Genomic DNA, 10,762 nt, shown 5'->3' on the forward strand with positions numbered 1-10,762 from the left:
ACGGTGTGAACGGCACTCCGCCGCTCACCGCACAGCCACTACCGCCGACCCGTGCCCGAACAGCCCCTGGTTCGCGGTCATCCCCACCCGCGCCCCCGCGACCTGCCGGTCACCCGCGGCACCCCTCAACTGCCAGGTCAGCTCGCAGACCTGGGCGATCGCCTGCGCCGGAACCGCCTCCCCGAAGGAGGCCAGCCCCCCGCTCGCGTTCACGGGTATACGACCGCCCGGGGCCGTGGCACCCTCCCGGAGCAGCTTGGCGCCCTCGCCCTCGCCGCACAGCCCCAGATCCTCGTACCACTGCAACTCCAGGGCGGTGGACAGGTCGTACACCTCGGCCAGGGAGAGGTCCTCGGGGTCGATTCCCGCCTCCTCGTAGGCCGCGCGCGCGATCGACGCCCTGAAGGCCTCGTCCGGCGGTGCGACGGCCGCCGCGGAATCGGTGGCGATGTCCGGGAGGTCCAGCACCGTGTTGGGATAGCGCGGCGTCACCGTGGACACCGCCCGGATCCGCACCGGGTCCGCCGCTCCGTGGCGGCGCGCGAACTCCATGCTCGACAGCACCAGGGCGGCCCCGCCGTCCGAGGTGGCGCAGATGTCCAGCAGCCGCAGCGGATCGGCGACCACCGCCGAGGAGGCGACCTCCTCGGCGGAGACCCGCCTGCGGTAGCGCGCGTACGGATTCAGCGCGCCTGAGGCGGCGTTCTTCACTTTCACCTGGGCGAAGTCCTCAGGAGTGTCCCCGTAGAGGGCCATCCGCCGGCGCGCGTACAGCCCGAAGTACGTCGGATTCGTCGCCCCCAGCACCCGGAAGCGCAGCCAGTCCGGATCGTCGTGCCGCTCCCCGCCGGCCGGCCGGAAGAACCCCTTGGGCGCGGCATCGGCGCCCACGACCAGCACCACGTCCGCGAGCCCCGAAAGGAGCTGCGCGCGGGCCGCGTTGACGGCCTGGGCCCCGGACGCGCACGCCGCGTACACGCTCGCCACGCGGGCGCCCTGCCAGCCCAGGGCCTTCGCGAACGTCGCGCCCGCCACATACCCCGGATATCCGCCACGGACCGTGTCCGCGCCGACGATCGAGCCGACGTCCCGCCACTCCAGCCCGGCGTCGGCGAGGGCCGCGCGGGCCGCCGCCGTCCCGTACTCGACGAAGCCGCGCCCCCACTTGCCCCAGGGGTGCATGCCCGCGCCGAGCACCGCCACGTCCTCCGTCATACCGCCACCCCCGCAGGCCGCCAGTGCCAGGTCGTCCAGGTCGTCTCCGCGTCCTCACTGAGCACACCGGGGACGACCTCCACCTCCATGCCCACCGTCAGATCGGCGACGGTGATCCCGGGAACCGCCTGTCCCAGCACCACGATCCGCTCGGACTCCAGCTCCACAGCGATCAACGCGTACGGTTCCCACGGAAGTTCCGGGTCGCTCACATACGGTGACGGTGGCCGGTAGCGGCTGTCCGTATACGACCAGACGCGGCCGCGCCGCGACAGCGGGACCTCCTCCAGCTCGCCGCCCCGGCAGGCCGGATTGCGGCAGTGGCCGTCCTCCCGGGGGAAGAAGACCGAGGCGCACGCGGTACAGCGTGTGCCGAGGAGCCGGAACTCGTCCCCGTCCCCGGTGAACCAATCGGTGACCACAGGTGTGCGTGTCCGTGACAACGTCCCTCCACAGCACTGGATCTGACGGAACGTCAGAAGTGTGCCACGGGCAACGGAAAATGAGCAGGGCGTTTCGGTGAACCATGGAGCCGCCTACGGCGTCGTGATAGCGGGAGGGACGGCCGGGGCCCACGGGGGTGGCTCCGGCCGTCCCTCCCGTTCACCCGCGCGGCCCCCGGAAAGATTCCCTCCGCTTGATCGGATACAGTCCGCCGGGTGTCCGAAACTCAAGCCTCCGTCCCCAACTCCGCGCCGGATTCCCACTGTTCGAGCTGCGGATCGCCCTACGGAGAGGGCGTCTCCGGCTGGCCCCGCACCTGCCCGGTCTGCGGCACCGTCGCCTACCGCAACCCGCTGCCCGTGGCCGTCGCACTCCAGCCCGTGTACGACACGAAGGGCACCGCCCTGGTCGTCATCACCCGAACCATCGCCCCCGCGCGCGGAGGCATCGCCCTGCCGGGCGGCTACGTCGACCACCGCGAGGACTGGCGACAGGCACTCGTCCGCGAGCTCAGGGAGGAGACTGGCATCGACGCCGCGAGCCGCGACGTCCGGCTCGTCGACGCCATCAGCTCGCCCGACGGCCACCTCCTGCTCTTCGGAGTCCTCCCGGAGCGCCCCGCCGAAGGCCTGCCCACGTCCGTCGCCACCGACGAGACAGAAGGCTGGCACCTCCTGCGCAGGCCCGAGGAACTCGCCTTCCCGCTGCACACGGTGGCCGTCAGGGCCTGGTTCGAGGGCCGGTACATCTGAGGTCAGCCCGCACCGAGCCCTCGTACCCGCACCGGGTAGGACGGCGCGCTCACGCCGTTGTCCCGCTCCCGCTCCACGACCAGACGCCGGCCCGCCCAGCGGGCGACGTACCGCTCGATCTCCGGCTCGTCCCAGCCGTCGCCCGCGTCCGGCACCACCAGCCCGTCCCCGGTCCGTCCGCGGGCGGGCGCCCACACCTCCAGCTCCAGCCCGCCGTCCGCGCCCCGCACCGGCAGGACGGCACCCGCGCGCGCGAGCACCGGGATCCGCGACAACGGGGCATCGACCAGAATCTGGGCCGGCCCTTCGTACGCCCGCTCCGTCTCCGTGTCGTACCAGCGCCCCCGCGGCAACTGCACCGCACGCCGGTCCGACCCCGGATCCAGCACCGGCGCCACCAGAAGACAGTCGCCCAGCAGGAACGCGTCCTCGCAGTCCCGTAGCGCCCGATCTTCCGGAGCGCCCCACCACAGGGGCCGCACATAGGGCGCCCCGGTCCGCCGTGCCAGATGCGCCAGCGTCATGAAGTACGGCAGCAGCCGTCGCCGTTCGACGAGCGCCACGCGCGCGTGCTCCAGCACCTCGGCACCGAACTCCCAGGGCTCCCGCCGCCCCGCCCGCAGGCTCGCGTGGGTGCGGAACAGCGGCAGATACGCGCCCAGTTGGAACCAGCGCAGATACAGCTCGGGCGAGGGACTCCCGTCGAAGCCGCCCACATCAGGACCCGAATACGGCACCCCGCACAACCCGAGCCCCATGACCAGCGACAGCGAGGCCCGCAGCCCCGGCCAGCCGGTGGCCACATCGCCGGACCAGGTGCCCCCGTAGGACTGCATTCCGGCCCACCCGGAGCGCGAGAAGAGGAACGGCCGCTCCTGGGGGACCAGTTCACGCAGCGCGTCATGAGCGGCCCTGGCCATGCACAGCGCGTACACGTTGTGCGCCTCACGATGGTCACCGCCCCGCCCCTCCAGGTCGTGCCGCGCCGAACGCGGCAGCGTCGACTCCCCGAAGGCGGCGAACGACGTGGGCTCGTTCATGTCGTGCCAGAAACCCGCGAACCCCTGCGCGAGCCGCTCCTCGTAGAGCCCGCCCCACCACTCCCGCACACGCGCGTGCGTGAAGTCCGGGAAAACGGCCTCCCCAGGCCATACGACACCCCGCACCAGCCGCCCCGAGGCGTCCCGTAGGAAGGCGTCCTCGGCCATGCCGCTGTCGTAGACGGCGTTCCCCGGCTCGGCCTTCACCGCGGGGTCGACGATCGACACCAGCCGGATGCCGTCCCGCCGCAACTCCTCGGCGAGCACCGGCAGTTTCGGGAAGCGCTCCTGGTCGACGGTGAACACCTGGTGCTCGTCGTAGTGGTCGATGTCCAGATGGACGGCGTCCAGCGGCAGACCACGCTCCTGGTAGCCGGCGACGATCCGCCGCACCTCCTGCTCACTGCCGAAACCCCACCGCGCGTGATGGTGCCCCAGCGCCCACGCCGGCGGCAGCGCGGGAGCACCGGTCAGCGAGGCCCAGGCGTGCAGCACGCGCGCGGGGGTGCCCACCACCACCCAGCACCGCAGCGGACCGCCGTCCATCCGCAGCTCGGACGCCCCCACCCGGTCGTGCCCGGAACCGGCACCCTCCTCGCCTTCCCGCAGCGTCACCGTGCCGTCCCAGGAGGTGTCGTGGAACACCAGATGCGTGGCGGCGTCGGCCACCACCAACTGCACCGGCATGGTGATGTACAGCGGATCGTCACCCAGCCCGAAGGCCCGCCCGGGGTCGGTGTTCCACAGCCGGTACGTGCCGTCGCGCAAGCGGGGGCCCGACGATCGCCCGCCGAGACCGAAGAACCTGGCGTCCGCCGCCACCTCCGACCGCTGCATCCAGCGTGCCGTGCCGCCGTCCACCGGCTCCCACCAGCGCGGCGGCAGATCCCGGCGCAGCGTCACACCTCCGGGCGTACACACCTCGACCGCCCCGTGCCGCGACACGGTGACCGTCACCCGTTCCGCCACGACCCGCCAGCCGCCGTCCTTGTCCGGCTCCAGGACGGCCCGGGGATCCGGCTCGGGACAACGCCCGCCGAGCGCGTACGAGGGCTCGGGAGCGGCGCCGTCCCAGCCCCAGAAGACGGCCCCGTTCACGGCGACGGTGATACGCAGCTCGGACCGGCTGAACCGGAGGACCCCGCCACCGGGGCCGGGCTCCGCACCCTGAACCTGCCCGGGCACCCGGGCGCGCTCCGCCCCTCGCGACGGCAACCCGGTGGCGTCGGCCCGCCTCCTGCGCCACGCCGCCCGTACGGTACGCAACCCCTGCGCCGCCCCCGCCGAACCGACCACCTTCACCGAACGCACCAGGTCACGACCGTCCATGCTGCTCACCCTGCCATTACGCGCCCCGGATAACCGCGTCGTTCAACTGCCGTTCACCCGTGGTGGGACCACATCTTCACGGCACGGACTGTGTGGGGCGTGCCCTGGTGCAGAAGTCGATCACATGGCATCGTCCGTGTCAGCCGCGTCATGCGCACACCCCTGCCCGTGCGCGACCGACGCACACGACGCGCACAGTCCGGGAGCCGCCCCATGTCGACCGCGAACCCCCTGCCGCTCTGGCAGCCAGATCCGGAACACATCGCCCAGGCACAGGTCACCAAGTTCCAGTCCTGGGCGGCCGAACACCACGGAGCCCCCGCCGACGGCGGCTACGCGGCCCTGCACCGCTGGTCCGTGGACGAACTCGACACGTTCTGGCAGGCCGTCACCGAATGGTTCGACGTCCGCTTCTCGACCCCCTACGCGCGCGTGCTCGGCGACCGCTCGATGCCAGGCGCGCACTGGTTCCCCGGGGCGACCCTCAACTACGCCGAGCATGCCCTGCGGGCGACGGCGACCCGTGCGCACGAACCGGCCCTCCTGTACGTCGACGAGACCCACGAGCCGCGTCCGGTCACCTGGTCGGAGCTGCGCGGCCAAGTCGGCTCCCTCGCCGCCGAACTGCGCACCCTCGGCGTACGCCCCGGAGACCGCGTCAGCGGCTACCTCCCGAATATCCCGCAGGCCGTCGTCGCCCTGCTCGCCACGGCCGCCGTGGGCGGCGTCTGGACGTCCTGCGCACCGGACTTCGGCGCCCGCAGCGTCCTTGACCGCTTCCAACAGGTCGAACCCGTCGTCCTGTTCACCGTCGACGGCTACCGCTACGGCGGCAAGGAGCACGACCGCCGGGACACGGTCGCCGAACTGCGCCGCGAACTGCCCACCCTGCGCGCCGTGATCCACATCCCCCTTCTGGGAACCGATGTCCCCGAAGGCGCCCTGGAATGGTCGTCCCTGACCTCGGCGGACGTGGAACCCGTCTTCGAAGAGGTCCCCTTCGAACACCCCCTGTGGGTGCTCTACTCCTCGGGCACGACCGGCCTCCCCAAGGCCATCGTCCAGTCCCAGGGCGGCATCCTCGTAGAACACCTCAAACAACTCGGCCTGCACTGCGACCTGGGCCCCGAGGACCGCTTCTTCTGGTACACGTCCACCGGCTGGATGATGTGGAACTTCCTCGTCTCCGGCCTCCTCACGGGCACGACGATCGTCCTCTACGACGGCAGCCCCGGGTACCCCGACACAGCCGCCCAGTGGCGCGTGGCCGAACGCACCGGAGCCACCCTCTACGGCACCTCGGCCGCCTACGTCATGGCCTGCCGCAAGGCCGGCGTGCACCCGTCCCGCGACTTCGACCTCTCCGCGATGCGCTGCGTCGCCACCACCGGGTCACCTCTGCCCCCCGACGGGTTCCGCTGGCTGCACGACGAGGTCCGCGACGACCTGTGGATCGCCTCGGTCAGCGGCGGCACCGATGTCTGCTCCTGCTTCGCGGGAGCCGTACCGACCCTCCCCGTGTACATCGGCGAACTCCAGGCACCCGGCCTGGGCACCGACCTCCAGTCCTGGGACCCGAACGGCGAACCCCTGGTCGACGAGGTCGGCGAACTGGTGGTCACCAACCCCATGCCGTCGATGCCGATCCACTTCTGGAACGACCCCGACGGCACGCGCTACCACGACAGTTACTTCGACACCTACCCCGGAGTGTGGCGCCACGGCGACTGGATCACCGTCACCTCCCGAGGCTCCGTCGTCATCCACGGCCGCTCCGACTCCACACTCAACCGCCAAGGCGTCCGCATGGGCTCGGCCGACATCTACGAAGCGGTGGAACGACTCCCGGAGATCAAGGAATCCCTCGTCATCGGCATCGAACAGCCCGACGGCGGCTACTGGATGCCCCTCTTCGTGCACCTCGCCCCCGGAGCCGTCCTCGACGACGCCCTCCTGGGCCGCATCAAGCAGACCATCCGCGAACAGCTCTCCCCACGCCACGTCCCCGACGAGGTCATCGAGGTGCCCGGCGTCCCGCACACCCTCACCGGGAAGCGCATCGAGGTACCCGTCAAACGCCTCCTGCAGGGCACCCCACTGGAGAAGGCCGTCAACCCGGGCTCCATCGACAACCTCACCCTGCTGAGCTTCTACGAGGACCTGGCCCGCAAACGCGCCTGACCACGTTGTCAGTGCGGCCGGTTACTGTGAGTGAGCATTGATCGTTCGCGCACAGGGGGAAACATGGCGCACACCGACCACCGGACCATGCGACGCGTTCTGCGTCGCGAAATCGCCGGCACCATCGGTCTGTTGACCGACGAGCAGGACTTCCGCGCCATGCGGCGCTACCGCAGCTTCACCTTCGACGACCACACCGCCTACCTCGAACAGGTGGAGGCCCTCCTCAGGAGCCGCGCCTCACAGGGCAACCACACCAGCGTGGCCCTCTTCGACCCCGACGAATACGCCGAGTTCTGCGCCGCCGGCGGCCTCGACCCCGACATCCCGTCGAGCCGCACCCGCTTCACGGCCGAACTCGCCGCCACCGGCCCCACCCTGCTCTACGAGGGCCAGCCTCTGGCCGACCTCCTCCCGGCCCTCGTCGACGAGGCCGTCCGCCAGGCGACATGGGAGTACGCGACCACACTCCTGGCCCGCCTCGGCGCCTGCGCCTCCTGTGGAGAGGACATCGGCCGAGCGGCTTTCACCCGGGCCTCCGACCTCGTCACCCGCATCCTCGACACAGCCAGCCCCGGCAACCGACACCTCGTCTGCAGCGTCTCGGGAACACCGGAAACCCTCGTCGCCGTCCTCCACGCCGACGAGGACGAGGACGGATCAACCCACCTCGACGAGGCCGAGGCCCTCGAATTCACCACGGTCCTGGCCCTCGGCATCGCCACCCGAAACCCCGGCGGACTCGTCATGCGCACCACCCACCCCGACACCGCCGACCGCATCTACGGCTGGCGCCTGCGCGGCGAGGGCCTCGAACCCCTCACCGCCGGGGAGGTCTTCGACGCCTACTGCACCGACGTGGAATCCGGAGACCTCATCCCACCGGAGTCGGGCGTCGACTACTGCGTACCGCCCGACCTCGGAGACGAGGGCCCGACCCCAGGAGGACACCACCACTGAACACGTCAGGGGCGCCCCACCCGATGGTGAGGCGCCCCTGAAGCGCAATCACTCGCCGGACAGCACCGCCTGAGCCGCCTTGCGTGCCTCCTCGGCACTGTCCGCGGCCCGGGCGGCCAGCGCGGCCCGCTCGCACTGCGCCAGCGTGTACTTCGCCAGCGTCGTCCGCACATAGGGAATCGAAGCCGCACCCATGGAGAGCGAGGTGACCCCCAGACCGGTCAGCACACAGGCCAGCAGCGGGTCGGACGCGGCCTCACCGCAGACACCACAGCTCTTGCCCTCGGCCTTCGCTCCCTCGGCGGACATCGCGACCAGGTCGAGCAGTGCGGGCTGCCACGGATCCTGCAGCCGGGACACCGCACCCACCTGACGGTCGGCGGCGAAGGTGTACTGCGCGAGGTCGTTGGTCCCCAGCGACAGGAACTCGACCTCCTGCAGAATCGAGCGCGCCCGCAGCGCGGCCGACGGAATCTCCACCATCGCACCGAACTTCGCCCGCAGTCCCGCCTCCCGACACGCGTCCGCGAACGCCTTCGCGTCCGCACGGTCGGCGACCATCGGGGCCATGACCTCAAGGTAGACAGGCAGCCCCTCGGCGGCCTTCGCGAGCGCGGTCAGCTGGGTCCGCAGCACGTCGGGGTGGTCGAGCAGCGAGCGCAGCCCGCGCACACCCAGGGCCGGGTTCGGCTCGTCGGCGGGCGTCAGGAAGTCCAGCGGCTTGTCCGCGCCCGCGTCCAGCACCCGTACGACGACACGCCCCTCGGGGAACGCTTCGAGCACCTGCCGGTAGGCCTCGACCTGCTTCTCCTCGGACGGCGCGTTCTTGCTGTCGTCCAGGAAAAGGAACTCGGTACGGAAGAGCCCCACGCCCTCGGCCCCCGCCTCCAGCGCGGCCGGCACATCAGCGGGACCGCCGACATTGGCCAGCAACGGCACCTTGTGCCCGTCCGAGGTGGCACCCGGACCGGTGGAAGCGGAGAGAGCGGCCCTGCGCGCGGCAGCCGCGGCCTCCAACTCGGCCTTCTTCTCATCACTCGGGTTCACGAAGATCTCACCGGTGCTGCCGTCCACGGCAACCACCGTGCCCTCGGCCAACTCGCCGGCCCCGGGCAGCGCCACCACGGCCGGCACACCGAGCGCCCGCGCCAGGATCGCGCTGTGACTCGTCGGCCCGCCCTCCTCGGTGACGAAACCGAGCACCAGCGTCGGGTCCAACAGCGCCGTATCGGCAGGCGCAAGGTCACGAGCGATAAGGACATACGGCTCGTCGCTGTCCGGAACACCCGGCATCGGCACCCCCAGCAACCGGGCGACGATACGGTTCCGCACGTCATCCAGGTCGGCCACCCGACCGGCCAGATAGTCACCGGCACCCGCCAGCAGAGCACGGTAGGCGGCGAAGGCGTCGTACACAGCCCGCTCGGCTGTGCTGCCGACCGCGATGCGGCGTTCCACATCCGCCATCAGTTCCGGGTCCTGGGCCATCATGGCCTGGGCCTCAAGCACCGCCTGGGCTTCGCCTCCCGCCAGATTGCCGCGCGCCATCAGATCGGCGGCCACAGCGTCCACGGCCTGGCGGGCGCGCCCCTGTTCGCGCTCGGCGTCCTCCACCGGAATCTGCTTGGCAGGCGGTTCCAGAACCGCCGTTCCCATGTGCCGAACCTCGCCGATCGCCACACCGTGGCTCACGCCGACGCCTCGCAGCGTTGTCTCCATCTCACCCGTCTCCGATAGTGCGGCGGGTCCCGCCGCCGCGGTGGTTGTCCTGCTCACCGTCATACGACGGCACTGACGTCACTCCCAGGAGAAGAGACTGTCACCGGCTTTCACGTCGCCGTCCTCGCGGAGGCCGGAGAGGGAGCCGGCCGTGGCCTCAAGTGCCACGATCGGGCACACCGGAGACTTGCCGGCGGCCTCGACGGCTGCCGGGTTCCAGCGCACGACACTCTGGCCCCGGGTCACGGTGTCTCCCTTGTTGACGAGCAGCTCGAAACCCTCGCCGTTGAGCTGCACGGTGTCGATACCGAGGTGAGTGAGCACACCATGCCCCTCGCCGTCCACGACGACGAAGGCGTGCGGGTGGAGGGAGACGATGACTCCGTCCACGGGAGAGACGGCCTCGGAAGGCTCACGTACGGGGTCGATGGCCGTGCCGGGGCCGACCATGGCCCCGGAGAAGACCGGATCCGGCACCTCGGCCAGTCCGATGGCACGTCCTGCAAGAGGGGACGTCACGCTGGTCATGGAGCCTCCCAGAGGTGGATGCGTGATTGAGCCGTCACTGCCTGTCCCAGACGGCACACTGTCCAGCAGGGTATGTCATATGTAGTACCGGTTCCGCCCGAGAGGTCTCGATTAGTGGTCTAGACCACACCTCTAATCGATTTGCACCTGCTCTACGGCCGCATGTACAGTCGTACTCCTGCTTGAGGCCGAGCGACGCGACCAAGCGTCTTTGCTTGGCCTGGCAGCACCCAACTTGTCAGATCCTATCTCGGGGTCACCTTCTGCATGCCTGCAGGACGGTGGTCAGGGGGCCGGAAAAACACTGATAGAGTTTGGAACACCGAAGGGAAGCCCGGAGGAAAGCCCGAGAGGGTGAGTACAAAGGAAGCGTCCGTTCCTTGAGAACTCAACAGCGTGCCAAAATCAACGCCAGATATGTTGATACCCCGTCTCCGGTCACTTTGTGGCTGGGACGAGGTTCCTTTGAAGAACACATACAGCGAGGACGCTGTGAACAGTCGGGCTTATTCCGCCTGACGGTTCCGCTCTCGTGTATGTCGACCGGATATCCGGTAAACATTCACGGAGAGTTTGATCCTGGCTCAGGACGAA

8 protein-coding genes are annotated in these 10,762 nt (G+C 70.2%); 3 read left to right on the forward strand and 5 right to left on the reverse strand.

Annotated elements, in window-relative coordinates; genetic code table 11:
- Positions 1 to 24: 24 nt before the first annotated feature.
- Together AB0M63_RS43700 and AB0M63_RS43705 are read right to left on the reverse strand one after the other, a co-directional pair.
- Positions 25 to 1,215, reverse strand: a complete 1,191-nt coding sequence (locus AB0M63_RS43700; RefSeq protein ID WP_366023304.1) for a lipid-transfer protein — start codon at positions 1,213 to 1,215, stop codon at positions 25 to 27.
- Positions 1,212 to 1,637 carry a zinc ribbon domain-containing protein gene (locus AB0M63_RS43705; RefSeq protein WP_366023311.1) on the reverse strand — a complete coding sequence of 142 codons (426 nt, stop codon included), beginning with the start codon at positions 1,635 to 1,637 and terminating at the stop codon, positions 1,212 to 1,214. The genes AB0M63_RS43700 and AB0M63_RS43705 overlap by 4 nt, the downstream gene beginning before the upstream one ends.
- Before the next feature lie 237 nt (positions 1,638 to 1,874).
- Between AB0M63_RS43705 and AB0M63_RS43710 the strand changes: the two genes are divergently transcribed.
- Entirely contained in the window at positions 1,875 to 2,411 is a 537-nt protein-coding gene (locus tag AB0M63_RS43710) for an NUDIX domain-containing protein (RefSeq protein ID WP_366023305.1), read from the forward strand.
- 2 nt (positions 2,412 to 2,413) lie between these two features.
- Here the strand turns inward: AB0M63_RS43710 and AB0M63_RS43715 are convergent, their stop codons facing one another.
- Entirely contained in the window at positions 2,414 to 4,780 is a 2,367-nt protein-coding gene (locus AB0M63_RS43715; RefSeq protein WP_366023306.1) for a TIM-barrel domain-containing protein, read from the reverse strand.
- A gap of 213 nt (positions 4,781 to 4,993) precedes the next feature.
- Between AB0M63_RS43715 and AB0M63_RS43720 the strand changes: the two genes are divergently transcribed.
- Together AB0M63_RS43720 and AB0M63_RS43725 are read left to right on the forward strand one after the other, a co-directional pair.
- Complete coding sequence (locus AB0M63_RS43720; protein WP_366023307.1) at positions 4,994 to 6,961, forward strand: acetoacetate--CoA ligase; 1,968 nt, start codon at positions 4,994 to 4,996, stop codon at positions 6,959 to 6,961.
- A 63-nt stretch (positions 6,962 to 7,024) separates the two neighbouring features.
- Positions 7,025 to 7,921: a hypothetical protein gene (locus tag AB0M63_RS43725; protein WP_366023308.1), complete on the forward strand. Its 897-nt coding sequence runs from the start codon at positions 7,025 to 7,027 to the stop codon at positions 7,919 to 7,921.
- Between the two features lie 48 nt (positions 7,922 to 7,969).
- On the opposite strand, the gene ptsP is transcribed toward AB0M63_RS43725, so the two are convergent.
- The gene (gene ptsP / locus AB0M63_RS43730) at positions 7,970 to 9,640 is read right to left on the reverse strand and encodes a phosphoenolpyruvate--protein phosphotransferase (protein WP_355918416.1); all 1,671 of its coding nucleotides are present in this window, start codon (positions 9,638 to 9,640) and stop codon (positions 7,970 to 7,972) included.
- A 78-nt stretch (positions 9,641 to 9,718) separates the two neighbouring features.
- On the reverse strand, positions 9,719 to 10,168 hold the full coding sequence (locus AB0M63_RS43735) for a PTS glucose transporter subunit IIA (RefSeq protein ID WP_366023309.1): 450 nt from the start codon (positions 10,166 to 10,168) through the stop codon (positions 9,719 to 9,721).
- Positions 10,169 to 10,762: the final 594 nt, after the last annotated feature.

Origin of the sequence: Streptomyces sp. NPDC051576, from assembly GCF_040681835.1 — a bacterium.
Lineage (GTDB): Bacteria > Actinomycetota > Actinomycetes > Streptomycetales > Streptomycetaceae > Streptomyces.

Coding starts and splice junctions, on each gene's coding strand:
- AB0M63_RS43700 (WP_366023304.1), bottom strand. CDS start 1,215: ATGACGGAGGACGTGGCGGTGCTCGGCGCGGGCATGCACCCCTGGGGC.
- AB0M63_RS43715 (WP_366023306.1), bottom strand. CDS start 4,780: ATGGACGGTCGTGACCTGGTGCGTTCGGTGAAGGTGGTCGGTTCGGCG.
- AB0M63_RS43720 (WP_366023307.1), top strand. CDS start 4,994: ATGTCGACCGCGAACCCCCTGCCGCTCTGGCAGCCAGATCCGGAACAC.
- AB0M63_RS43725 (WP_366023308.1), top strand. CDS start 7,025: ATGGCGCACACCGACCACCGGACCATGCGACGCGTTCTGCGTCGCGAA.
- ptsP (WP_355918416.1), bottom strand. CDS start 9,640: ATGGAGACAACGCTGCGAGGCGTCGGCGTGAGCCACGGTGTGGCGATC.
- AB0M63_RS43735 (WP_366023309.1), bottom strand. CDS start 10,168: ATGACCAGCGTGACGTCCCCTCTTGCAGGACGTGCCATCGGACTGGCC.